We start from the raw sequence: 24,880 nt of genomic DNA, 5'->3' as shown, positions 1-24,880 counted from the left end.
ATTAAAAATGGCTTAAGTACGAATATACAGAAACTGAAAATTGAACACACCATCAAAAAAAAGGCTGCAAAGTACTCTACCCGGTTACATGCATGTTGTTATGTGATTTATTTACTCTAACAAATATTAATTATCTTATTGGTAAATCTTTTTATGCTATTTTAAGGCTTGATGATAACCTTTCCAATGAAAGCTTCATCCATATAAATCAATAATAAATTGTATTTCTCATAAGGGAAGTTGAAACGAATTTTGCTATCGGTTAAGGTGCTTGATTGCAAACTTTGACCTAGTATATCTTTAATTGTAATAAACTTACCATTACAATTTTCACAATCTATATTAATGTAATCTTTACTGGGGTTTGGGTATAAAACTATAGGAATCTGGCTTTTTTTATTGATGCCAGTTACAGAGGTGTTTTCGGTGTAAGAGATTTTGAATATCTTATCGTCATCAGCCAAACTCATATTTGAATTTAAAATTAGATTTGACGAAGTGAAGTAAATATCACCAGAATCTGAGATACATAAATCTCTTATTCTTAAATAAGCCTGATCTTCAAAGAGGATATATTCGTTGATGATTTTATCTCCGGTTTCGTTTAGAGAAAGTACTCTAATGTCTTCACCAGATCGTTCATTACCTGTTAATGTGGCAACAAGCAAACTATTCTCAAACTCAGGAATTTTACTGTAAGGATAATATTCCATGTTCGAAGGTGCAATTGTAGGAGTCCAAGCATATATGGGTTCTTTATGTTCGGTGTGTTCATTACAATATTCTATTTCTTCTTCTGTGTTACAGTATCCTTCCACAGTAGGCCAGCCATAATTTGACCCTGATGAAATTATACCTACTTCATCATCGTTAGCAGGTCCATGTTCAGAATAATAAAGCATTTGATTTTCACCAAATACTAAACCTTGAGTATTTCTATGCCCAATTGACCAAATGAGATTTTTAGCAGTTTTCCCGTAAGGAGCTTCAGCAAAGGGGTTGTCTTCAGGAACAGAACCATCGAAGTTTATTCTAATTATTTTGCCATTATACCAATTAAGATCAAGTGGTTTAGGAGTTGAGCTTGCATCCCAATCTGGATGGTATTCTGGATGCTTAGGCTGTTTGGCATCTCCAATAGTCATGTATAATTTGTTATCAATGCTTGTCAAAAGTTTGCCTCCTATTTGCCAACCATCATATACTGGAATATTTTCAATTACTACAAAAGGATTTTCTAGTTTGTTTTCTTCCGAGTTATACTCATATCGTACGATCTTGAGATATTTATCCCAGTTGAGATCAGTATAACTATCTCCTTTATAAGTGTAGTTAGTGAATACAAAAGGTTTATTTTCAAAATCGGGATGAAGTGCTAAACCCATCATACGTGTATCTGTAAGGCTATTTCCAGGATAAATATCAGAAACTTTAATTAAGTTTATCAATTCTCCAGTTTTTGGATTTAACCGGCTTATGGTTCCTTGGTTATGAGTTAACCAGATGTGTTGATCAGGTCCCCAAACAATTTCCCATGGAATAGTTAAATTATTTTTTACTTCTGTAACTTTCAGGGTGCCAGACTTGAGAGAGTAAGTATTTTGTGCTAATAAAGGAATAGGGAGACTAAAAAATATAATCAGTACTGTTTTCAACATGGTAATATAGTTGTTTATCTTCTGGTAATAATGCACTTTACTTTTACGCAATTACAATGCTGATTTTGATACCATTTAAAATATTGTAGTTTTCCATTAATCCAAACCTACTAGCTTTTTTAAGCCATCGGTAGGTACCACAAAAATTGATAAATTCACATAAGGTGCAGGTCTAATTTGGCTAGTGATTAAGTCTTTGTCTTGGTAGATGTGATTACCATCGGAAGCATCTAAACGGACATTAAAGTTTATACCTCCTTTAATGCCAACCCAGATAAAATCATATACTCTTTTCTCAAGATTAAGAGTTAGCATTAAGTCTGAGCGCCTTACTTCATACTCTTTAAGTAACTCCGAATCTTCACTCTCACTAACTAGTCTGTAACTAATACCGTCTACATCATAACCACCGTAAACGTTCATATCTTTGTTGGGAGAATATCTTAACATGAATTTGGCTGGTAGTTTAGATTCGAAACCCCAGTGTTCATTCCACGATTTATTCCATTCTAATACTGGATATATAGTTGGTCGACCTAAAGTGTAACCTGCATAAAGTCCAACACCATAAGAATTGGTTGGACTCTTTTGCCAACCGTACATCATTGCTACAGTAAATTTAGTGAACTCGTAAAGCGATTGTTCAGATTCTCCTACATCACCATTAAGTGCACCAGCAATTCTAACATTTAAATAATGTTTGCTGTCAAAACTGTGCATGAGATAAAACTTGGCTTTGCGTGATCTTAGAGGTCTTTTGTTGAGTCGGCTGTAAAGTTCATAGTCTGCTACGTCTTCCGGATCGAAGCGATAAAAGTCAAAGGTATATTCGAAACTACCGAGAATTTGAGTGCGATCTTTTAGAAAGATGGGAAACTTAATATCAAATTCAAGATTCTCTAATGCATTCAAGTTGGCATTGTTGTCTTGCAATCTGTCTACTTCTGCTTTAGAGTCGATTATTGAAGTGAAAATTCTAGTATAACTGATATCGAGGCCTCGCCCCATTGGCATGTATTTTACATTAGGTGTTGCCCATTTAATAGAGTCTTGGTTATTTTCTTGTGCTGTTAATATTTGCTGTAGACCTAGCGAAAAAACTAATATTAAAAAGTATTTTTTCATTTTTGGTAAGTATCAAAGGTTTATGTAGAGTATTCCCTAGCGGTATAATGGAAATTGCCTTATGAAAAAATAGACAAGTTTCATGCTTTACCTTAAAATCGCTGATATGAGCAAGCAGGGGCTGTTTTTGTGAAATATTAGATAGAGATATTGTGCAAATATTTCTACAACCTAGAGGAAATTTCGCCTTATAAAAAAATCCCCCGACTGGATTTTATAAATACAATCGGGGAGATTTTTAGCTTAAGATTGTTCTTTAATCTTATCTATATTTTCAGTAGCTTTTTGCTTAATAACAGATTGAGTACTGTCGATTTTGTTTTGAATTAAAGTACTGTCTTCCACAAGATCAGTACAGGTCGCCAAGGCTTTTACATACCAATCTTCCCAAGCGTTAATAATGGCTTCTTGAGATGCAACCGTGGCAGTGTCTTTAATGGCGATTTGAGCCTGAGTTAATTCTTCGTCTAATCGATTTACACCAGCCGTAGTGGTTTCATCAATAATGGTTTGAGCAGTATTTTCATCAGCATTCACCAAAGTAAAAGCACTAATTAAAGCTGCTGTACCCACATTTTTAAGGGTAGATTTTGATACCTTATCAATGCGATCATTATCTGTATGGTAAAACTGATCGGTAAAATGCCAGAATAAAACTCCCGGAATACCAGCTCTTAAGAAAGGCACATGGTCGCTGCCACCTTCAAACGGATTGCTTTTCACTTGCCAGTTTGCTCTTTTACCTTGTTCAGTAAATCGGTTAATTACAAAGTCGTTGAGGTAATGAGGTTTCATGTCCTCTAGCGACATTTCACTTGCGCCCCATTCGGTGTGCTCGTCTTTACCGCGAGTCCAGATAGCGCTTGGGTCTGGCATTTTCTCAATAAGGAAAGAACCACCAGTTACCGCTGTATTTTCCCCAACCATATCCAAACTGATTCCCCATTTAATATCTTGTGCTCTAATGCTATTGTCTTCTACATATCGGCGGGTGGAAACAATTTCATCACCCCATAAAAATGTAATGGTTCTTTTTGGTGAAAAATAGCCTTCTTTTACCAATTTGGCAGTAACAGAAGCCATTTCTAAAGCAACACCTACACCAGTGGCATTGTCGTTTGCTCCGGGTTCTTGTACGTGCGCACTAAACACCAGCCTTTGTTTAGGATTTTCTGTCCCTTTTACATCAGCAACTACTGTAAGTTCTTCAGACTCATAAACCTTTGTATCTACTTTCACCAAAACATTTACTTTACCCGCTTCTAGCTTTTTCTTAAGTGTTTCTTTTGCGGCATAAGACAGCGGGATGGCCCATGTTTTTAATTCTTCACTATAAGGAATACTTCTAAACTGAATAGAAGTAGTATTTTTTTCAGGCTGTAAATACGATGGATTGTCGTAAGTTAAAATCCCGATGGCACCACCATCTACAATGGCGGGTTTATAAATTCTATAAGGATTGGTTTCTGCAAAAACAATCTTGCCTTTTACATTTAGCTTACTCAATTCTTCTGGTTTTTCGATATAAACTACTTCTGCAGTAACTCCTTCTGGCGGAGTGCTTTGCGAGTTGATGGCAATCATGTTTCTGTTAGTAGCTGTTTCTAGCAAAGGTTTATCTTCACCAACAATTTGTAAGCTTGCCGAAATAGGTTCCCAAGTAGGTTTTTTCAATGGGCGTTTTTCTATTCTATAAGTAAGTTGATCTTGTGGGGTAGCTTTGCTTTCTTCAACAAACCCTTTCTCTTCTAAAGCATGTACCACTTTGTAAATGCTCGAATCGAAACCAGCATTACCAACTATACGCCAGTATTTCTCTACATAAGCAGTGGTGTTGTAGGCGAGGTCTCCGGTAAACTCTGAGTCTATTTTTTCTGGAAGGCTAACTGATGTAGTACTTTCTTCATTTTTTATATTTCCACAAGCTGTGATGAATAATAAAGAAAGTATAATGAGTAAGTGATTATTTGACATTTGATTTTTTGTTTGTTTGAAAAAGTGTTTTGTTCTTTTAGCTTGTTGGCAAGGTGCTACAAATATGGCTTATTTTTGAAACACAAACCAAGCTCGTACAAAAACTTTAGGCAACTTAATACAAACCCTAACTTGATTATCAATTACTTACACCATATTTGCAAAAAGTCTTTTATCAATAGATCATTCATTCAAAAGAATAATTAAAAAAATAGAGGAATTATGGCAGACGGCAGAAGTAGAAAAGATATTCAGATTGGGCAAACTGTAGAGGTAGTACAAAAGCACGATCAGCGAACTGGAGATTTAACCGAAGGGGTAGTAAAACGCATTCTTACCAACTCGTCTACACATCCACATGGAATAAAAGTGATGTTAGAATCTGGCGAAGTGGGTAGAGTAAAGAATATTTTATCGTGAAATAATTAAGGTATTTTGAGGCATTACATAAAGATTTTTGAATCTTTGGTTAAGAAAAAATTTAACTGACTATGTCTCAAGATACAGTTTCACATATTGATGTTCGAGCGTTATTTAGGCCGTTAGATGAAGCACTCATTTCGCTGTTAAAATCTTTGAGTGCAGATGATTGGAATAAGCAAACAGTTGCCAAAAAATGGAAGGTGAAAGATGTAGCCACACATTTATTAGATGGAAACATTAGAGCACTTTCTATCCAAAGAGATAAATATTTTGGTGAAGTTCCCCCTCAGATTAATGGTTATTCAGATATGGTGAATTGGCTAAATCAGTTAAATGCCGATTGGGTAAATGCTACCAAAAGAATTAGTCCTGCTGTGCTTATTTTTTTACATGAATTTACAGGAAAAGAAACTTCCACTTACTTCGAATCGCTCGATTTGTTTGAAGAGGCAATTTTCCCAGTAGATTGGGCGGGAGAATCTGTGAGTTACAACTGGATGCATCTGTCTAGAGAATACACCGAGAAATGGCACCATCAACAACAAATAAGAGAAGCTGTTGGTAAAGAAGGAATTATGACAAAGCAATTCTATTTTCCTTTAATCGACACTTACTTTAGAGCCTTACCTAACACTTTTAAAGATACTCAAGCAGAAGCCGGAACATTAATTAAAACAACAATCACTTCTGAAATAGGAGGTAGTTGGTGCCTTTTGAAAAAAGAGGAAAAATGGGAGTTGGTAATAACTGCTAATAAAGAACCAGATGCTAAAGTTGAGATTCCTGCAGAAGTTTCTTGGCAACTCTTTTCTAAAAACAAGCGAGCAAACGAAGTGATAAATCAAATCCAACTAAGTGGAAATACCGTTTTAGCCAAGCAAGTGTTAGAAATGGTTTCTGTAATGGCTTAATCATACTTTTTCAATTCTTTATATTACATATAATTAAAACTTAATGGAAATTACAATTTCAGAAACACGCGAGCTGAAACAAGAAGATATTATCGCATTGTACAAAGCAAATAAATGGAGTGCTGCCGAAAAAACAGAAGCATTACATAAGGCATTAATCAACTCGCACTCGCTAGTAAGTGCATGGGAAGGAGACAAGCTTGTTGGTTTAGGAAATGCCATTTCTGATGGGTATTTAATGGTTTACTATCCGCATTTGTTGGTGCATCCTGATTATCAAGGAAAAGGCATCGGGAAAATGATTGTAGACAAGATGCAAGAAAAGTACAGCGGTTTTCATATGCAAATGCTTACGGCAGATGGAAAAGCAATTGATTTTTATAAAAAGCTAGGTTTTGAAAGAGCTGGAAAAACTGAACCTATGTGGATTTACAAAGGCACAGAGCATTAAATACATAAAATTCAGTTTGATGCAATTATGATTTTATCATAAAAAATTGTAATTTGTATAAACCGAAAACTGAATCTATTATGAGACACCTAACATTAACCTTGCTCTTTTGTATAAGCTTTTTAAGTGCCCTCTTTGCCGGAGACCCCGGAGATGTAAACCTCAAAAAAGGATTTGTAACTGGTAACCCAGAAATTAAATCGATTAGCTCGATGGATTTTGGTCCTCAAAACCTATTGTTTATAGGTGATGCTACTTCAGCTAGTGTAATTGCTGTTGATATGTCTGGCAAAAGTGAAGAACAGAGCAGCGAAGTAAATATCAAAAATGTAGATAAAACATTGGCGATGCAATTAGGTACTACTGTAGATCAGATAGAAATTACAGATATGGCAGTACACCCAGGAACAAAACAGATATTTTTGGCAGTGCAGCATAGCAGTGGCAAATCGATGCTTTTTAAAGTAGAAGGTGAAAAGTTTGTTTCTGTTCCTTTAGATGAAGTGAGTCATTCAAAGCAATCTTTGGTAGATGCTGTCTCAGAAGATGCAGAAGATAGAAGAGGTAGATCGCTTCGCCAATGGGCAATTTCTGACCTTAATTACGAAAATGGTAAGATTATGCTTACTGGTTTAAGTAACAAAGAATTTGGCTCTACTTTCCGTAGTATTACATTCCCATTTACAGCAGAGCAATCTTATGGTTCACTAGAAATTTACCACGCTGCTCATGGTCAGTACGAAACTCAGTCTCCTGTAAAAACATTTATGCCAATTACCCTAAATGATGAGCCTTACATTATAGCGAGCTACACTTGCACGCCATTAGTAGTTTTCCCAATGAGCGAGTTGCAAAATGGTGAGCATACAAAAGGAAGAACAGTGGCTGAACTGGGTAATTGGAATACACCATTAGATATAATTGAATTGAGTAATGGAGATGAGCGCTTTGTGTTGTTAGCAAACTCAAGCAGAGCATTAATGAAAATTAAAGTAAACGATATTGAAACTTTTAGTGACTACCTAACTTCTCCGGTTGAAGAAAGATCGGCTACAGATGGAGTTGGATTTATCGCATTGCCATTTGTAAATGTATTACAGTTAGCCAAAATGTCTGATGATACTTTTGCAATGTTACAGAGAAATTCAGCTGGAGAATTGGTTTTGAGCACAGGTGGAAATCGTTGGCTATAAGATACTGGTTATCAGAACTACTACATTAATTTTGTATTGCATGTTTGGTTTGAGCCTGTTTTCGCAGGCTCTTTCCTTTCAACAGATAAGCTATGCCGATGGTCGAGTAATATGCAATGCCAAGCATAAAGCGCACGCCCTTAAAGTATATTTTGGTGATCATTCCCACGAAAAATCTGCTTCAATCCTCCCACTTCCTTCAATTGAAGGTAAGCAAAAAGAAGCTACTTTTATTCCCACACTTCCATTTAGCATGGGAGAGACTTACACCGCAGTTTGCCAAGATCAAGTATTGGTTTTTACTATAGCAATTCCTACAGATTATGAGCGTGCGAGTGTTACTGCTATTTATCCATCACAAGCAATTCTGCCTGCAAACCAGCTCAAGTTTTATATCCAATTCTCGCAGCCAATGGCTACGCAGGCATACACTCATATTGATTTGATTGATAAAAATGGCGAACCAGTTTACAGAGCTATTTTGAAGGAAATCCCTGAATTGTGGAGCGAAAACCGACAACTTCTGTGTGTTTGGTTAGAGCCAGGCCGCATTAAACAAGGTTTAGGACCAAATGAAAAGTTAGGAACCATTCTTAAAGAAGGCGAGGAGTGTATATTTAAAGTTTCTGCCGATTTGCGCGATGCGCAAGGAATAAAAATAAAGGAAGAAGTAACGAAGAAATTTACAGTAAAAGTAGAAGATAGAACTAAACCCAATTACAAAGACTGGAATGTAGCAATTCCAAAATTAGACTCAAGAGAAGCAATCAAAATCAGTTTTAATGAAACAATGGATTATGGTAGTGTAATTTCATTGCTAAACGTAGAGAATGAAGTTGGTAAAATAATTAAAGGAACTTGGGAGGCCAAAGAAAAAGAAAGTAATGTATATTTTTATCCAGAAAGCAACTGGCAAAAAGGTAATTACAAACTCGCCATCAATACCCGAATAGAAGACCTCGCTGGCAATAATTTAATTCGTTTATTTGATCAAGATATCCAAAAACAAGAAATAATAGAAGATGTAGAAGTAGTTTATATTGATATAACTATTGAGTGAAAAATTGTCTGAAGCAGGATTTTTTGGATTTAAGAATTTACTGAATTATTTAGATGAGTATTTTGGGTTGAAAATTAATTTGTATTGTAGGCTAGAGGCTCCAAAGTTTATAAGTAAACCTTTTTCAAAGTCATAAGCGACAACATAATTTTTGGCTTGGTTTAGATGTACATCTTCTAGTCTAATGACAGCTTTCAGTTCTACCACAATTTTGTTTTCTATTATAAAATCTGCTCTACGACTGCCCACCTCAATTCCATTATAATAGATGGTTTGTGGTTGTTCTCTTACAAAGCCCAATTTTGCTCTCTCTAATTCAATAGCTAAACACCTCTGGTAAATCACTTCCTGAAATCCATTACCCAAAGTATTATGAACTTTCATTGCTGTTCCGATTACTTTATATGTGAGAGGATCATTAATTTTACTCATGTTACAAGTATTATTGAAAATATAATATTTTGTAAACAGAGAGTATAGAAGTATATTAGATAATAATGATTATCCGTATTCTTACCACAAGCTCAAGTGAGCGTACAAGCAATTAATATTCTGTCAAAAATATCATTTTCAAAGTATCTTCTATTGAGTTTGTAACAGAACTCATCTAGATAATTCTGTAGATACCCTGGCCTTGTATGCTGATATATCCCTTGTAGGACTTTCTTTGCATTCCCAATGGCTGTATGTACCCAAGGTAGTTTGATATGGGCCTGTTTTGAGGGCACTTTTTCCACATCCATCTCGAACTCTCCTGTCAGTGACTGATAGGTTGAATAGCCATCTGTAATCATCTTGGCATTCTGGGCAACATGCCGGGTAATCGTATTTCTAGCAGTTTCTACTGTAAAATCAGCGCATACAGCCATTTTGAAATACTTGCACCTTTTAGAAGGGCGGTGTTTTTTAGGCTGTAGCACCACCTCTGTCTGTGCAAAGACCATCGCCATGGTCTGCTTCTGGCTCCCCCTTCCCCGCTTTCTCTCCTCTTCCTTCTGCCCCTCGGGTACTAGTGTTTCAAAGAACCCTTCGTCTACCTCAATATTGCCTCCCAGCAAGTAGTGGTTGTCCCGTTGGCCCATCGCAGAGCGTATTTTGTGCATCATTGCCCAGATAGGTTCATAGCGCTTATGATTGAGCTGCCTCTGCACATTACAGGCAGAAGAACCTTTCTTGCTACAGCCCATCAGCCAGATAGCAACGAACCAGTAGCGAAACGGAAGTTTGGAAGCTTCCATGATGGTGCCACTGCGGAGGCCTGTCCTAAAACTGCATGACTTGCATTGGTACATCTGCTTGCTATTTAGCCAGTAATGCTCTTGGCTACCGCATTTCTTGCAACAAACACCTGCTTTATCCCTGATTTCCTTGAAACACTCACGGCATACCTGCTCATTGCGGTACGCTTACATGAATTCAATAATACTATCCATAATGACCTGTTTTTGAGCTAATTTCGAAGCGCAGACCATACCCTATTTACTTTGTGGTAGCTTTACGGATAATCATTTAGATAATAAAGAGATGTTCTTACTATATTAAAATTTCAAATCAATATAATCCTGTAAATTCTAAAATCTTTAAATTCTGTTCCTTGCTAGATGAGTGATATACTGTGACTATTTAATTAATATGCACCACATTCTTCTTATTTCTATTCTTTTATTAATTCCAATTTGTGCCAATGCTTAGTTTGATTTTGAACCTGATACTACAAATGAGAGTAGTAATAAACCGTTACATGAAGATTTATTAGGCAGGCCGAATTTTGATATTCTTGAATTTGAAATGAGGTTTTGGAGTATTTCTGTTTGGTATGATGGAGGTACATTTTTAAAACTTAATTTTGATAAACAGGGTAATTGGCAATATGCAAGAGGATTTGTTTATGAAGATAGCCTAGTTTGCTCTAGTCAGATCTGTGATTTTGTGGATATAGAAAGTCTTTGGGAAAAACTCTTAGATTTAGATGTACTTACATTATCTGATATGCATCAGAGTGATTTTTCTATTATTACCGATAAATGCATCTATCATGTTGGTGAGGGACAAATTGACAGATTCATTAGTGCTGATCCTTCAAGTTATTGGATAGAGTTATACTCAAAAAATAAATACAGGTCTTATTATTATATCAATTCAGAGTCCTTATTGACGAGTTATCAAAAATCTAAAAATGTTTGGTATATGCCAGATTTAATCAATTTTGTGAAAATCACTCAAACATTAAGAGATACTTTTTATTTAAATGATATACATTCTGAATTTGCAGCTTATGTAAGGAATAAAAGAAGTTTGGTCAATGCTACTACCAAAAAGCGAAAGAAACGAAGAAAGAAAAATTAGTGGGCAAAAGAATAATGAGTATAAATATTGCTAAACTATTCTAATCTCTTTTTTTAAGAATTAATCAATTAATAACATAATTTATAAGACACAAAGACACGTTATGGTGCAACCAGAAATTTTTGAAACAGCATTTATTGATGATACAGTTGTTTTACAAGAGGAATATACTTTAAAATTTAATAAAGAATATATTGGAGAAATTAACTTGCCAACGGGCAAATTAGTGATAGGAGACCCTATTTCTTTAGGCGGTTTAGGCCCTTTTAACGAGACATTTCCTACTGGTAAATTTATAGTTGAGAAGTCGGTAGTAGATGTAAACGGAATGCAGTTTAATGCTTTTGTAAGAATTGTTTTTTCTGCTGAAGCGGTTGTAAAGTGGGAATATGCTACGATGGGCAGACAAAAGAAAATTTCAATATTTGATGAGCAAATTTTTGGCTACCCAGTAGATGATGGCTCAGCAATTATAGGCGATTTTGAGGGAGTATTAAAGTTTAATGGCCAAGGTGATGATCTTTGGGATAAAAATTTTGGTACAGAATCAAGTGGGAAAGATAAAGTGATCATTTTTGAAAATTACAATATGCTTCAGTTTTCTACAGGAGTAGGAGAAGGCAATTATGGTGCTTTTGTAGGTTTTGATTTAAACGATAAACCTGTACAGTTTTTAACAGATTTCGCATTTGTAACTTGGTGGGAAAATATTTAATCTAAAGAAATCAGTATCAGTTATTAAAGTCTGATACTGATTTTCATTTCTAATTATTTGACCATACACTCGGTTACATCGAGTTCTCTGGCATCTTCAAGAAATTTAGCATTAGGGTCTACTTTAAACTTTCTAGAGAATAAATCGAGTTTAATCTTCTCATTTTCTGAATATACCTCTAACTTCATATCGCATTTGCCAGAATGAGTTTCGGCTAATGTAACCAAGCCATCTACAAATGTTTCGTTAATTTTTTCGAGGTCAATTTTCAAAATTACCTGTTTAAAGAGTTGGTCTTTTACATCAGAAAGGAGCGAAATGCTTTTTACAGAAAGCTCCCATTCACCAATTCTACCATAGCGTTCCTGCACTTTTCCTTTGATGTAAACAAATCTGCCTATTTCGAGCATGTTTCTATGCTCAATGTAATTCTTGCCAAATAGTACCAGTTCTGTAGAGCCTTCGTAGTCTTCCACTGCAAAAATGGCGAACTTGTTTCCGTTTTTAGCCTCACGAATTTTTACATCCGTAATAGAACCACCAATGGCAATGTCGCGGTTTTTACAATCTTGAATTTTTGGAATAGGAGTACAAGAATATTCTAATTCTACTCTATATAAATCCAATGGATGGCCAGAAATATAGAAACCTACTACTTCTTTCTCAAATCGAAGTTTTACCAGATCACTCCATTTTTCACAATCAGGAATTTTAGGTTTAGGCATTTCTATTCCACTACCACCACCGAATAGAGACATCTGAGCAGAAGACTTTTCCGCTTGTGCCACACTACCATATTTTACCAGTTTTTCTATTCCAGAAGATTGCTCACCTTCGCCAATATGGAAAAACTGTGAACGGTGTAATTCTCCTAAGTTGTCAAAAGCACCGGCATAAGCCAAGCTTTCTACTGTCTTCTTGTTTACTTTTCGGAGGTCAACTCTCTCAACAAATTCCCAGATATTTTTAAAAGGGCCATTTTCTTCTCTTTCTGTAATAATAGCTTCTACCGCTGCATCACCGGCACCTTTTACCGCTGCCAAACCGAAACGAATTGCCCCATCACTATTTACATCAAAGTCTCTCGAACTTTCGTTTACGTCTGGTCCAAGTACCTCTACACCAGTTCTTTTAGCTTCTTCGATAAATATTTTAATCTTATCGATGGTGCCCATCCAGTTGCTGAGCACAGCCGCCATATATTCAGCTGGGTAGTTGGCTTTTAGGTAACCAGTTTGGTATGCAACCACAGAGTAAGCAGCCGAGTGCGATCTGTTGAAACCATAAGAGGCGAATTTCTCCATAATAGAGAAAATCTCTTCTGCTTGTTTCTTTTCAATGTCGTTTTTCTCCTTGGCACCTTTTACAAAGATTACCTTCTGCTTATCCATTTCCTCTTTCTTCTTCTTACCCATTGCCCTTCTAAGCAAGTCTGCACCACCAAGAGAGTAACCGGCAAGAATCTGAGCTGTCTGCATAATTTGTTCCTGATACACCATAATTCCATTGGAGTAGTTCAGGATTTTTTCTAGCAGTGGATGTGGATATTCTACCTTTTCTTTACCGTGCTTACGGTTAATAAAGTTAGGAATGAACTGCATCGGTCCCGGACGATACAAGGCGTTCATCGCAATTAAGTCTTCAATATCGGTTGGTTTCAGTTCTTTCAAATATTTCTGCATACCAGCAGATTCAAACTGGAAAGTACCAACTGTTTCACCGTTTTGATATAGTTCAAATGTTTTTGGATCCTCAAGAGGAATCTCATCAATATCTATATCTATATCATAATTCTTTTTAATGAGTCGAAGAGCATCTTTAATAATGGTAAGGGTTTTTAAACCCAAGAAGTCCATCTTCAACATACCAGCAGACTCAACTACCTTTCCGTCGAACTGGGTAACAAGTAAGTCTGCATCTTTAGAAGTACATACAGGAATGTATTCCAGTAAATCATCAGGAGCGATAATAACACCTGCCGCATGGATACCAGTGTTTCTTACAGAACCTTCTACAGTATACGCCAACCTGATTACATCACCTTGCGGCCCTTGGTCATTTTCTTTAATCCCAGCCAGTTCACTTACTTCGCCAAAAGCTTTGTCGAGTGTAGTTCCCGGAGAATCTGGAACCAATTTGGCTAGCATATTCGCTTCTGAAAGTGGCAACTCAGTGGCGCGGGCAACGTCTTTAATCGACATTTTGGCAGCCATAGTACCATAGGTAATAATCTGCGCTACCTGATTCTTCCCGTATTTTTTCACAACCCAGTCGATTACATCTTGTCGTCCACGGTCGTCAAAGTCAATATCAATATCGGGCATTGATATCCTTTCCGGGTTCAAGAATCGTTCGAAAAGTAGGTTGTATTTAATTGGGTCGATGTTGGTAATTCCCACACAAAATGCAACAACAGAACCTGCCGCAGAACCACGACCGGGCCCTACGAATACGCCCATATCTCTGGACGCTGCTATAAAGTCTTGTACAATAAGGAAATAACCCGGAAATCCCATATTTTTAATGATGTTGAGCTCATGGTCGATGCGCTCAAATACATCTTCTGGAATTGGGTCTCCATATCGTTTTTTTGCTCCAACTATGGTAAGGTGTCGGAGGTAATCATCCTGATTCTCAAACTCATCTGGCATTGGGAAAGCAGGAAGAAGGATATCTCTTTTTAAGGTAAGCGGTTCACATTTATCAACTATTTCGTTTACATTTTTCAATGCATCAGGCATGTCTGCGAATAGGGCATTCATTGCTTCCTGATCTTTAAAATAGTATTCGTGGTTTGGAAGTGCAAAACGGTATCTTCTACCCATACCCACATCCATACTCATGGTCTTGCCTTCTTTTACACACCAGAGTACTTCATGAGCGGTTGCATCATCTTCTTTCAGATAATATACATCGTTACTGGCTATTGGTTTTACACCATACTTTTCGGCAAAACCAAGTAGTACTTTGTTCACTCTTTCTTCTTCTGGCAAACCATGACGCATCAATTCCACATAGAAATCGTCTCCAAATAGCTCATGCCACCAAACAAAAGCTTCTTCTGCTTGGTGCTCACCGACATTCAGAATTAAATAAGGTACTTCACCATATAGGTTACCTGTTGTTGCAATTAGATCATCTTTATGTTTGATAATCAGGTCGCGGTCTATTCTAGGAACTCCCGAGTAAAATCCTTCTATATAGCCAATGGAACTTAACTTAGATAAGTTTTTATAACCATTCTGATTCTTGGCTATTAGTAATTGGTTAAATCTTTTATCAGGATTGTCTTTGGTAAACTGTTTTTTTAGGCGCTCTTCAGCTACATAAAACTCGCAACCGATAATAACTTTTAAATCGTCTCCTTGGCCGGCTACAGCATTAAAAGCTCCATGCAAGTTACCCATATCAGTAAAGGCAACCGCACGCATTTTAAGCTCTCTGGCTTTGGCTAATATCTTTTTTACACCAGCAGTACTTTGGAGAATAGAAAACTCAGAATGTACATGAAGGTGTGAAAATGGGATAAAATCTTCTGCTTTAACCTCCTTAGGTACGTCTGATAAAATATCATCCTTATCTTGTTCTTTGGCTTTTGCAAAGTTGGCATCGTCTAACTTTGGTGGCTCATATTTAATGCTTTTCGGATCAATCTTGTCATAAGGATTGATCACTCTTTGATCGATTAGCCCAAAAAAACAGCGAGCAGTAGCATCAACGTCATAAGCTGCATCGTGAGCATCACCAAAACCAACACCAAATAGTTTTTGATGGAGTTCGGTTAGCGTTGGCCATTTATATCTACCACCTTTACCTCCTGGCAATGCACAAAATTCAATCGATTCATTTTTCGTATCGATTGTGTCAGTTTCCATCAAATCACTCTCCACTTCACTTCTAATGAATTCTGCTCCAGTGATATTGATATCGAACTCTACGTTGTGACCAATTAATACATCTGCACTAGCCACATCTTCTGCAAATTCTTGCATTACCTGTGCCAATGGCAAACCTTCTTCGAGAGCCATCTCAGTAGAAATACCGTGAATTTTCTCCGCATTAAATGGAATAGTAAAACCTTCGGGTTTAACTATATAATTTTTAGCGCTAATGAGTTCACCTTTGTTCCCGTGCAACTGCCAAGCAAGCTGTACTAGTCTAGGCCAGTTGTCTAGATCGGTTACAGGTGCATTGTAGTTTTTAGGTAGTCCGGTAGTTTCAGTATCAAAAATGAGGTACATCTATAGTAAACTATGGTTGAAATGGTAACAAATTATTTTAAGAGTAAGAGCAAAAGGTCGACTGCTCTTAGACAGATTTATAAAAAATCAAAGCTAATCAATGTTAACTATTAAGCTTTAGAAATCCTTGATTATGCCTTGATTTTTTTAATTGAAATTAAGATAAAATGAGAAGCAAATTATGCTTTTAAGTGTATTGCACATAATGTTCCCACTTATCAAGAAGCTCTTGAAAGTCTTGAGGTAATTCAGACTCAAATCTTAATTCTTCCTTTGTAATTGGATGTATAAATCCCAGAGACTTTGCATGGAGTGCTTGTCTAGGTATTATTTTAAAACAGTTTTCTACAAATGCTTTGTATTTACTGAATTTTTCTCCTTTTAATATTTTATCTCCGCCATATCTTTCATCATTAAATAAATTATGGCCAATGTGTTTCATGTGCACTCTAATTTGGTGAGTTCTACCTGTTTCAAGATTACATTTAACTAGAGATACATAGCGGAGCCTTTTAAGAACTTGATAATGAGTAACAGCATGTTTTCCATACTCACCATCTGGAAATACGGTATAAACTCGGCGGTCTTTAAGACTTCTTCCAACATGCCCGATTACGGTACCAGTATCTTCTTTTGGCTCTCCCCAAACTACTGCATTGTATGTTCTTTCAATGGTATGGTCAAAAAACTGCTTAGCGAGGTGTGTCATTACTGGTTCTGTTTTGGCGATCACCATTAAACCAGAAGTGTCTTTATCTATTCGGTGTACTAGTCCCGGTTTAACTTCTCCATTTCTAGAAGTTGGCAGATTCTGGAAACGATGAACCAATGCATTTACCAAAGTACCATCCCAATTACCATGAGCTGGGTGTACTACCATGCCTGCTTCTTTATTTATTACCATCAGGTGGTCATCTTCATAAACCACATTTAGAGGAATATCTTGAGGAATTATTTCTGTTTCTATTTTCGGCTTTGGAAATGATATTGTAACAATATCAGCAGGTCTTATTTTATAGTTTGTTTTTACTTCTTCATCGTTAACCTTTACATATCCTTTTTTAATCCCATCCTGTATTTTATTGCGGGAAGTATTTTTCAATCTTTCGATTAGAAATCTGTCTATTCGAAGCAATCCCTGCTTGGCATCAACCACGAAACGCTGATGCTCATATAACTCCTGAAGTTCTTCGTCTTCTTCGTATAATTCTTCATCCATTTTGCAAAGATAGGGAAAAGAAAAAAGCTATTACAGCAAAAATTTGCTAACAAGTATTTTATTCTTTGATGCTCTTTTCAGCAGGTACTTCAATTTCAGCGAGATTTTCATCTGGAAAAGTGAAGAATTTCTTTTGAAATGCCAGAATGATTGTTACTCCAAAAAATATTGCACCGTCTGCAATGTTAAAAATTGGCCAGAAAGCGAAGTATTCACCTCCAATTAATGGCACCCAGTCTGGTAAGTATCCTTGCCAAAAATCGAAATAAAACATATCAATTACTTTACCATGAAACCAAGGATAAAGAAAAGGTGTATTCGATACTTCTGGGGCATGTTCTAAAAACACACCATAAAAAATACTGTCTACTACATTGCCAACTGCTCCTCCTAAGATTAAAGCAATTGAAATCAAAAATAGAGAAGGTAGTTTTTTTCTTGTAAATACTACTAAATACCAGCCTATTACCAACATGGCAATTAATCGAAAAAAAGTGAGAATGAGTTTGCCATAATTTGATCCAAAAGTAAAACCGAATGCCATACCCTCATTTAGAATATAATGAAGTTTGAACCAGTCTCCGAAAACAGAAATTTCTCCAAACTCGCCCAATTCCATATTAAAGTATACCAGCAGCTTAACAGTTTGATCGAGTAATATGACTAAAAAAGAGATTAAAAAATATTTACTGTATTTCATTCTTACACGACAGTTATAAAAGGGAAAAAGTCCCGTCTCATTAAATTGACACCATAAAAAATAAGATAAAACAATGTTATCTTTTGAAGATAATGAATTTTATTTTTTTTGAGTTTCCTGAAAGGCAACTTATATAAAAATGACAAGTAGAAAAGCTTATTATTTTAATTTGATTAAAAATTAAATCAAATGTTAATTCTATCTTGTACTCTTCAGAAATATGTAAAAAGATAAAAATGTTTGCAAAAGTTAAAATTAGCCAAATGTAATAAACAGCTATTTAAATAGCTGTTTCTATTGGATTAAGGTTTTGCTTAAAAGTCAGATGCATCAAATACTTAATTTTCATTATCACTAAATAATTTTCACCCGTTGTTTCCTGCATTTTAGATCAATTTCTGTTAATAAATTTAACTGAAAAAATAAAAAAATGTATCAAATGTACATTTTCTTACCTAAGACTGTATTCTTTCTTTTTATATACTTTATGGGTGCTATAGGGTACCGAATTTGCAATTCTCAAAGTACTTAACTAAAGAATAATCTTAACACTAAGCGTATGGAGAGAGAGTTACATTGGAGAAACTCAAAGAATTCCTTTCCACTTGAATGCCAGAAATGGCAGATGAACTAAACAAACAAACACAACTTCAGGAAATGCCCCTGCTAATGCAGGGGTTATTTTTTTATATTCATTTTCAATTCTTAATTCGCCACCTTTTTTATTAGTTTTGCCCAAGTCTGAAAATTCTCACCATTTAGTGCTGTAGATGAATATTTTATTGCAAAACATAAAACTATATGCGCCAACACATTCTTTGCATAACAGGCGTGTTAATTTGCTGGTAAACAATGGTAAAGTTACCGACATTACAGAGTCAGATATTACTAGTGCAGATACTGTAATTAATGGCTCAGAGCTCTCAGTTTCAGTAGGTTGGACAGATATGAGAGCGGCATTAAATGAGCCGGGTTTTGAATATAAAGAAGATATTCAAACTCTATGTAAAGCTGCAGCAAATGGCGGTTTTACTGATGTGGCAGTTTTACCGAATACTTATCCAGTAGTAGATTCTGCACAGGGAGTGCTTTATATAAAACAGAAAAGTGCTTTTACTCCTGTAAATCTGCATCCAATCGCTGCCATGACCAAAAAGACAGAGGGGAAAGAGTTAAGCGAAATGATTGATTTGTGTGAGGCTGGTGCGAAAGCTTTTTCTGATGGATTAACTCATGTACATGTTGATGCGGTATTTGGCAGAGCGTTGAGGTATCTGCAACCATTAAATAGTATGTTGATGCTTTACCCTGAAGAAAGTGATTTACTTGAAGGTGGTCAAATGAATGAAGGAGTGTCAAGCACAATGTTAGGAATGAAAGGTATTCCGACAATCGCTGAAGAAGTAGCAGTGTCCAAAGCATTAAAAATGTTGGAGTATTATGGAGGTAAAATCCATTTCTCTACAATTTCAACTGCAGCCTCTGTAGCGTTGATAAGAGAAGCCAAAGCAAAAGGCCTACAAGTAACATGTGATGTTGCTGCATACCAATATGCTTTTACTGATGAAGCATTATTCAGCTTTGATACAAACCTAAAAGTAAATCCACCATTTAGAATTGCCTCAGATAATGAAGCTATTCTAGAAGGTTTGGCAGATGGTACTATTGATGCGTTTGTATCGAATCATATACCTCAAGATACTGAAAGTAAACACTTAGAGTTTGACTTGGCAGATTTTGGTATGATTTCCCTAGAAACTGCATTTGCAGCCGCAAATACTTACCATAATGGTAAGTTAGATACTGCCAAAGTAGTTGAGAAATTAAGTGTAACTCCCCGTAATCTTTTAAACCTTGATGTAAAAGATATAACTGTTGGAGAAGATGCAGTACTTACAATTTTCCACGATTCTATAGAATGGAATTTTTCTATAAATGAGATTGCTTCAATTTCTAAAAATACTCCATTTACAGGCAAAACATTAAAAGGAAAAGCTTTAGGTGTAATTAATAAAGGCACTGTACAGTTTTCTGAATTACTTAAAGAAAAATACCAGAATTAATAATGAAAAATCCTTTTGTGAAAACAGCACTGATAGGAGGGCTAGCTGCTGGTGTTTTTTGTTTTTTGTATTTAGTCTTTTTGTATGTAATTGGAACAAATCCATTTGGTAGATATAAATACATTTACCTTGGCCTTTATGCTGTGTTTTTTGGTGGCACATTGTGGTATTTTAGGTTTAAGCAAAATGGTGGAAGGCTAAGTATGGGAAGAGCTATAGGAATAGGTTTAATTTTAAATAGCACAGCGGCATTGCTTTATGGCTTGCTGTTATTTATTTGGATGCTTATACCGGGTACAGAGGTAATCTCAAGACATCAAAATGCTTTAGTAGAGCTCGGAAAAAGTAATGTCACTTTTATTGAAGAGCAAATGAAAGTTTCTAAAGAATTAAATGATGAAGAAGCTTATCAAAATTTACAAGAGCAAAAAAAAGAAGTTGAGCAGGTTTTTAATGATATAAAAAATGCTGAGTTAACCGCAGGTGGTTTAGCATTAGATCAGGGAATTGGGCTTCTTTTAATAGGTATGTTTCTTACTTTTTTAACAGCTATTTTATTTAAAGCAAAATAAATATCACAATAATAAAGAAATAGAAAAAGTCCTTCTGTAATATTGTAGAAGGACTTTTTTTGTTTGATGCTATTTTATTGAAGTATTAATTTTTTGGCTATTTTATCTTTACCATCTGATACTTGAATAATGTAAACTCCTTTCGGATAGTTATTCAAATCAAACTTAAAACTCGTGCTGCCAGATGTATTGTTGATTTCTTTAGTAAGAATTTCTTCACCAATTACATCCATTACTTTAGCTTCAATCTTTCCTTGTAAAGCATTTTCTAAAGTTACAGTAATTGCACCTCTAGATGGGTTAGGGTAAAGCTTCATTTGTTGTTCTAAGCCTGATTTTTTGGCAGTAACTCCACCAATTTGAATCTCAAGATCATCAATTGCCCAACCCCAGCCAGATTCAAATGGGTCTGAGTAAAGTCTGAAGCGAACCATAATGGTATCACCAGCATTGAATGTTTCTAAAATGTCAATCTCTTGATCTACAAAAAGTGATTGCTCTCCATCGTTTTCGGCATTATAAGCAGTTTGCCAAGCATTGTTAGACCCAGCATCATAACCTGGAGCTAATGCAACCCAAGAAATTCCATCTCTAGAACCTTCTACAATTACATAATCCCAGAATTCACTATCTCCATAGATTGTTCCGCTTTCTCCCTGTTCAACGATTGCTACATCTTTGTAATTGATGGTCGCATTCGATTCAGCTACGATAATAGGAGTGGTTAGAGTTGCTGTGAAATTAAGCTCATTTTTGCCTTCGTCATTAGCCACTGGGTAAGGATGTTCCGTATGTAAGGTGCCATTATCAAAGCCATTATCTGTTCCAATTAGAAAACCATCTACTTTAAAATCACCATTTGCTTGATTAAAATCTGTGCTATAACTTGTAACGGGTACTATCAAAGCAGAGATGTTTATCTCTTGAATGCCAGATATGTATTCTTGCCCGTCTTTAAAGCCAACAATCGTTACAGAGAGTATTCCCTCATCTATTGGACTTAGTACATAAAGTGCTCTACCAATAGCCACTGGGTTGTAAAGAGTATACAAAACTTCATTATTTCCCACTATTTGTACAGAGTCATAATCTGAGCGAATGTCAATATCTAGGTTTAGGCTATTTATTCCTACACCCGGACTTAAACCATAGAGTAGTGGGGTGAGTATAACATCTGCCGGAGAGTAATCTACCAGTTCTGGAATTGTGACTGTCCAAATACCTCTACCATGGGTAGCAATCACTACTTGATCATCTACAATTTTCATATCCCAAACAGAGACTGATGGTAAATTACTATCAAGTAATTGCCAGTTTTGTCCATTATCTGTAGATTCAACTATGCCTATTTCAGTACCTGCCCAAATTGTCATGGTATCGTGTGGCATTACCAAAAGGCTGTAAACTGCCACATTCGGAAAACCTGAACTTGGACTTTCATCACCATATCCACTTATGTCTTCCCATGAGTTACCTAAGTCTGTTGTTCGGAGAATTTTAGGCCTTTCACTGATTGAGAATAATACATAAGCAGTTGAATCTCGAAATGGATGAGAGTAAATGCCTGTAGCAAGACCAATTTCTTCTGGGTAATTATTAGTAACATCGAAGCTTTCGCCGCCATCTGTTGAAAGTTGAATGGATCGCACATCCGTCATTCCACTGCCTGCCCAAACTATTTGTGGGTTAGCCAAAGAAATTTCTACATCAGTTCCACTCCAAAAGCCCCAACGAGTACTAATTGGCTTGGAGTCCCAAGATTCACCAAAATTTGTAGATTTATAAACTCCTGAGCTTCCAACTGCATACAAAACATCCGGATCGCTTTTAGAATTGGCTAGTCTAGAAACAAAAGGTCCATCATCTTCTAAGCCGCTTACTGCGGTTTCAAATCTATTACCTCCATCTAATGTTCTTACAAATGTATTGTATTGAGCTCCCCCGATTATCTTGTTAGTATCTTGATAATGCCAAACAACCTCAAAACCATCTCCTGAGATTATCATTCTATATTCTGATTCAGCATCTTCTGCTTCTCCTTGAGAAAGCCAAGTTCCATTGTCTTGTGTACCTCCTACATATTCATCACTTCCTTTTTTCTTATCAGCACCATAAAACTGAGCGGTATTATAAGTATTGCCTACAGCATTCCAAGCACCTTCAAAAACACCGGGATCAGTAGAAGAATCTGTAATGTAAACACCTCCATCGTTGGCATTTAAAATTCTAAAGCTTTCACCATTACCTTTAATAGTAACTAAATTATGATGGTCTGGGTGAACATCGCTATTGAGCCCTCCTACTTGAGAATATGGATCATTGATGACTTGAGAACTTCTACTATAAGTAATTACAGGAAGTTGGATGATGTCAAGGTCAATCGAAGAGGTTGGCAGGTTTTGTGCATCAAAATTATTATTTGGAGAGTATAGCCATACCAAATATAAGCTTTTGTAAATGTGCCCACCATCTTGAGCGATATTTACATCTGGACTAGTTGCGTAATCACTCACATTTACATAGATGTATTCTCTACTTGTATTATAATCAGAAATAAGGTTAAATGAACCATTGCCATCATTATCTCTGAAAGATGCCATAAGTTGTCTGTTATTAGTTACATCCCAGACTTCAAAAGGAACTTCTATATAATCTTGATAGGTATAATCTTCATTTGAGACACCAGAGGTAGAGCCAGCAGGTACGGTAAATCTGTGTGCAAGTTGGCTTACTCCATCCCCAAAACGGATTTCGATATCTACATAATCTGTAGTTTGTAATTGAACACCCTCATCAGAAAAAATATTAACTACATCTGCAAAGCTTTCAATATTGTTAAAGCTGTATTCTACAATAGTAGTTTCTGTAGTGTCAACTGGCTCTCCAATTGTCATTTTCCAAGTGCTAATTCCAGCAGCATATACAATGCTATCATTATATGGATGCACTGTAATTGTGTTGTCATACCATCCCTGAGATTGTAGCCAATCCGGATTTGTATTGTTATTTTCTTCTTCTACAAGACTCCAAGATTCTGCTGCATCAAATGACACATATAAGTCTGAGTCATTGCCACTAGCTGAGCCTTCTACTGATGCATAGATGATATCAGTATTATTTTTGGCTACAGCCAATTCTAATCTCCCAAAAGTGCTGCTGCCTAATAGTCCATCTGAGCTGTTTAGGTCGTTGGTGATTAATCCTAAAGAAGCATTTTCCCAAGTTTCTCCAGCATCTGTAGATTTAAAAACACCTACATTATTAATTGCTGCGTACATTACCGAAAAATTATCTGGTGTGGCAACAAGTTGCTGTACATCGGAACCAGTCCTTGATGTATACTTTAATTCCCATGATGTCCCTCCGTTTGTAGATTTATAGATATAAGAATTTCTAGTAGTAGAGTTTCTAAATGAATAATTAGTAGTACAGGCAAGTAACTCGTCTGGATTATCTGGGTTTACAATAATTCTTGAGACGTTTGTAAAGTTATCTGTATTTGTGCTACTTAACAGCTCCCAATTTTCTCCTTTATCTGTAGACTTGTAAATACCTGTACCATTTATGCTACCTAAACCTGTAAAACTCCCTTCTCCTGTACCGGCATAAATTACATCTGGATTACTAGTTGGCATAGCCAATGTAGTAAATGCGATGTTGGGTAGTGATGTGGTAAGTTCTGTCCAGAGTTCGCCTGCATTTTCTGTTTTCCAGATACCACCTCCAACAGAGCCTGCAAACCAAGTATTACCCGTGTTATCTTCAGGATCAACAATAATTCCACGAGTACGACCAGGCACGTTTACTGGACCTCTTTCTATAAAAGAGTAGGCTTTTATTCGGCGATTGGTTCTTGCTATTTCTCTATTTTCTTTAGCTAACTCAAATTCTTTTTTCTGGTAGCCTGATTTATAGAAAGTAGACATATCTACATTTTCTGGGTCAATTCTACCTGTACGAATTGCCTGATGAATGTAGGCATATTTTTCAGGACCATCGTACCTAAACTCTCCAACAATGATGGATTTCTTTTTGGGTTTGCTTTTAGTTTTCTTTTGAGTGTTGTAGTTGGAAAGATCTTGCCTGTTAGCATATTTTGTCTGAAACATAAAGTACCCACAAAAAAGAAGGCATGCCGCCAGCAACAAACTGGTAGTTTTTAATCTCATATTTATGTATAATTTAACTAATTGCGGTTGATAACCTAAAAAAATCAGATCGAATTAATA

18 protein-coding genes and 1 pseudogene are annotated in these 24,880 nt (G+C 36.1%); 9 read left to right on the top strand and 10 right to left on the bottom strand.

The window, feature by feature from the left end; all coding sequences use genetic code 11:
* Positions 1 to 161: 161 nt before the first annotated feature.
* The 3 genes from OQ292_RS04195 to OQ292_RS04185 form a co-directional block, all read right to left on the bottom strand.
* Positions 162 to 1,658 (bottom strand): PQQ-dependent sugar dehydrogenase, encoded by a 1,497-nt coding sequence (locus OQ292_RS04195; RefSeq protein WP_284684796.1) that lies wholly within the window; start codon positions 1,656 to 1,658, stop codon positions 162 to 164.
* A 96-nt stretch (positions 1,659 to 1,754) separates the two neighbouring features.
* The gene (locus OQ292_RS04190; RefSeq protein ID WP_284684795.1) at positions 1,755 to 2,783 is read right to left on the bottom strand and encodes a DUF6268 family outer membrane beta-barrel protein; all 1,029 of its coding nucleotides are present in this window, start codon (positions 2,781 to 2,783) and stop codon (positions 1,755 to 1,757) included.
* 243 nt (positions 2,784 to 3,026) lie between these two features.
* Entirely contained in the window at positions 3,027 to 4,757 is a 1,731-nt protein-coding gene (locus OQ292_RS04185; protein ID WP_284684794.1) for a M28 family peptidase, read from the bottom strand.
* 222 nt (positions 4,758 to 4,979) lie between these two features.
* Here OQ292_RS04185 and OQ292_RS04180 point away from each other — a divergent pair, with 222 nt between their 5' ends.
* From OQ292_RS04180 to OQ292_RS04160, 5 genes are all read left to right on the top strand, one after another.
* On the top strand, positions 4,980 to 5,177 hold the full coding sequence (locus OQ292_RS04180) for a YwbE family protein (protein WP_284684793.1): 198 nt from the start codon (positions 4,980 to 4,982) through the stop codon (positions 5,175 to 5,177).
* A 71-nt stretch (positions 5,178 to 5,248) separates the two neighbouring features.
* The gene (locus OQ292_RS04175) at positions 5,249 to 6,091 is read left to right on the top strand and encodes a maleylpyruvate isomerase N-terminal domain-containing protein (RefSeq protein ID WP_284684792.1); all 843 of its coding nucleotides are present in this window, start codon (positions 5,249 to 5,251) and stop codon (positions 6,089 to 6,091) included.
* Between the two features lie 43 nt (positions 6,092 to 6,134).
* Positions 6,135 to 6,542, top strand: a complete 408-nt coding sequence (locus OQ292_RS04170) for a GNAT family N-acetyltransferase (RefSeq protein ID WP_284684791.1) — start codon at positions 6,135 to 6,137, stop codon at positions 6,540 to 6,542.
* A gap of 80 nt (positions 6,543 to 6,622) precedes the next feature.
* On the top strand, positions 6,623 to 7,735 hold the full coding sequence (locus OQ292_RS04165; RefSeq protein ID WP_284684790.1) for a hypothetical protein: 1,113 nt from the start codon (positions 6,623 to 6,625) through the stop codon (positions 7,733 to 7,735).
* Between the two features lie 40 nt (positions 7,736 to 7,775).
* A complete protein-coding gene (locus OQ292_RS04160) occupies positions 7,776 to 8,795 on the top strand; it encodes an Ig-like domain-containing domain (RefSeq protein WP_284684789.1) in 1,020 nt (339 codons plus the stop codon).
* Between the two features lie 45 nt (positions 8,796 to 8,840).
* Here OQ292_RS04160 and OQ292_RS04155 read toward each other — a convergent pair whose 3' ends face one another.
* The 3 genes and pseudogenes from OQ292_RS04155 to OQ292_RS41090 all read right to left on the bottom strand — a co-directional run.
* Positions 8,841 to 9,227 (bottom strand): GxxExxY protein, encoded by a 387-nt coding sequence (locus OQ292_RS04155; protein WP_284684788.1) that lies wholly within the window; start codon positions 9,225 to 9,227, stop codon positions 8,841 to 8,843.
* A gap of 92 nt (positions 9,228 to 9,319) precedes the next feature.
* On the bottom strand, positions 9,320 to 10,033 hold the full coding sequence (locus OQ292_RS04150) for an IS1595 family transposase (RefSeq protein ID WP_284683380.1): 714 nt from the start codon (positions 10,031 to 10,033) through the stop codon (positions 9,320 to 9,322).
* A gap of 42 nt (positions 10,034 to 10,075) precedes the next feature.
* Positions 10,076 to 10,180, bottom strand: a pseudogene (locus tag OQ292_RS41090) (IS1595 family transposase); the annotation flags it as partial.
* Between the two features lie 403 nt (positions 10,181 to 10,583).
* Here OQ292_RS41090 and OQ292_RS04145 point away from each other — a divergent pair.
* A complete protein-coding gene (locus OQ292_RS04145; RefSeq protein WP_284684787.1) occupies positions 10,584 to 11,141 on the top strand; it encodes a hypothetical protein in 558 nt (185 codons plus the stop codon).
* A 103-nt stretch (positions 11,142 to 11,244) separates the two neighbouring features.
* The gene (locus OQ292_RS04140; protein WP_284684786.1) at positions 11,245 to 11,856 is read left to right on the top strand and encodes a DUF4241 domain-containing protein; all 612 of its coding nucleotides are present in this window, start codon (positions 11,245 to 11,247) and stop codon (positions 11,854 to 11,856) included.
* A 53-nt stretch (positions 11,857 to 11,909) separates the two neighbouring features.
* Here OQ292_RS04140 and dnaE read toward each other — a convergent pair whose 3' ends face one another.
* The 3 genes from dnaE to OQ292_RS04125 all read right to left on the bottom strand — a co-directional run bounded on the left by dnaE (position 11,910) and on the right by OQ292_RS04125 (position 18,016).
* A complete protein-coding gene (gene dnaE, locus OQ292_RS04135; RefSeq protein ID WP_284684785.1) occupies positions 11,910 to 16,097 on the bottom strand; it encodes a DNA polymerase III subunit alpha in 4,188 nt (1,395 codons plus the stop codon).
* Between the two features lie 187 nt (positions 16,098 to 16,284).
* Complete coding sequence (locus tag OQ292_RS04130; protein WP_284684784.1) at positions 16,285 to 17,316, bottom strand: RluA family pseudouridine synthase; 1,032 nt, start codon at positions 17,314 to 17,316, stop codon at positions 16,285 to 16,287.
* Positions 17,317 to 17,374: 58 nt separating this feature from the next.
* The gene (locus tag OQ292_RS04125) at positions 17,375 to 18,016 is read right to left on the bottom strand and encodes a lipoprotein signal peptidase (RefSeq protein ID WP_284684783.1); all 642 of its coding nucleotides are present in this window, start codon (positions 18,014 to 18,016) and stop codon (positions 17,375 to 17,377) included.
* A gap of 770 nt (positions 18,017 to 18,786) precedes the next feature.
* Between OQ292_RS04125 and OQ292_RS04120 the strand changes: the two genes are divergently transcribed.
* Together OQ292_RS04120 and OQ292_RS04115 are read left to right on the top strand one after the other, a co-directional pair.
* Positions 18,787 to 20,079, top strand: a complete 1,293-nt coding sequence (locus tag OQ292_RS04120) for a dihydroorotase (protein WP_284684782.1) — start codon at positions 18,787 to 18,789, stop codon at positions 20,077 to 20,079.
* Between the two features lie 2 nt (positions 20,080 to 20,081).
* Positions 20,082 to 20,651 carry a DUF4199 domain-containing protein gene (locus OQ292_RS04115; RefSeq protein WP_284684781.1) on the top strand — a complete coding sequence of 190 codons (570 nt, stop codon included), beginning with the start codon at positions 20,082 to 20,084 and terminating at the stop codon, positions 20,649 to 20,651.
* A gap of 74 nt (positions 20,652 to 20,725) precedes the next feature.
* On the opposite strand, the gene OQ292_RS04110 is transcribed toward OQ292_RS04115, so the two are convergent.
* Positions 20,726 to 24,820: a T9SS type A sorting domain-containing protein gene (locus OQ292_RS04110; RefSeq protein WP_284684780.1), complete on the bottom strand. Its 4,095-nt coding sequence runs from the start codon at positions 24,818 to 24,820 to the stop codon at positions 20,726 to 20,728.
* Positions 24,821 to 24,880: the final 60 nt, after the last annotated feature.

The organism is Chondrinema litorale (assembly GCF_026250525.1).
In the GTDB taxonomy this organism is placed as follows: Bacteria; Bacteroidota; Bacteroidia; order Cytophagales; family Flammeovirgaceae; genus Chondrinema; species Chondrinema litorale.
This window is presented reverse-complemented; position numbering and strand designations above follow the sequence as displayed.

Coding starts and splice junctions, on each gene's coding strand:
- OQ292_RS04145 (WP_284684787.1), top strand. CDS start 10,584: ATGAGGTTTTGGAGTATTTCTGTTTGGTATGATGGAGGTACATTTTTA.
- OQ292_RS04140 (WP_284684786.1), top strand. CDS start 11,245: ATGGTGCAACCAGAAATTTTTGAAACAGCATTTATTGATGATACAGTT.
- dnaE (WP_284684785.1), bottom strand. CDS start 16,097: ATGTACCTCATTTTTGATACTGAAACTACCGGACTACCTAAAAACTAC.
- OQ292_RS04120 (WP_284684782.1), top strand. CDS start 18,787: ATGAATATTTTATTGCAAAACATAAAACTATATGCGCCAACACATTCT.
- OQ292_RS04130 (WP_284684784.1), bottom strand. CDS start 17,316: ATGGATGAAGAATTATACGAAGAAGACGAAGAACTTCAGGAGTTATAT.
- OQ292_RS04160 (WP_284684789.1), top strand. CDS start 7,776: ATGTTTGGTTTGAGCCTGTTTTCGCAGGCTCTTTCCTTTCAACAGATA.
- OQ292_RS04175 (WP_284684792.1), top strand. CDS start 5,249: ATGTCTCAAGATACAGTTTCACATATTGATGTTCGAGCGTTATTTAGG.
- OQ292_RS04185 (WP_284684794.1), bottom strand. CDS start 4,757: ATGTCAAATAATCACTTACTCATTATACTTTCTTTATTATTCATCACA.
- OQ292_RS04125 (WP_284684783.1), bottom strand. CDS start 18,016: ATGAAATACAGTAAATATTTTTTAATCTCTTTTTTAGTCATATTACTC.
- OQ292_RS04115 (WP_284684781.1), top strand. CDS start 20,082: ATGAAAAATCCTTTTGTGAAAACAGCACTGATAGGAGGGCTAGCTGCT.
- OQ292_RS04180 (WP_284684793.1), top strand. CDS start 4,980: ATGGCAGACGGCAGAAGTAGAAAAGATATTCAGATTGGGCAAACTGTA.
- OQ292_RS04195 (WP_284684796.1), bottom strand. CDS start 1,658: ATGTTGAAAACAGTACTGATTATATTTTTTAGTCTCCCTATTCCTTTA.
- OQ292_RS04155 (WP_284684788.1), bottom strand. CDS start 9,227: ATGAGTAAAATTAATGATCCTCTCACATATAAAGTAATCGGAACAGCA.
- OQ292_RS04190 (WP_284684795.1), bottom strand. CDS start 2,783: ATGAAAAAATACTTTTTAATATTAGTTTTTTCGCTAGGTCTACAGCAA.
- OQ292_RS04170 (WP_284684791.1), top strand. CDS start 6,135: ATGGAAATTACAATTTCAGAAACACGCGAGCTGAAACAAGAAGATATT.
- OQ292_RS04165 (WP_284684790.1), top strand. CDS start 6,623: ATGAGACACCTAACATTAACCTTGCTCTTTTGTATAAGCTTTTTAAGT.
- OQ292_RS04110 (WP_284684780.1), bottom strand. CDS start 24,820: ATGAGATTAAAAACTACCAGTTTGTTGCTGGCGGCATGCCTTCTTTTT.
- OQ292_RS04150 (WP_284683380.1), bottom strand. CDS start 10,033: ATGGAAGCTTCCAAACTTCCGTTTCGCTACTGGTTCGTTGCTATCTGG.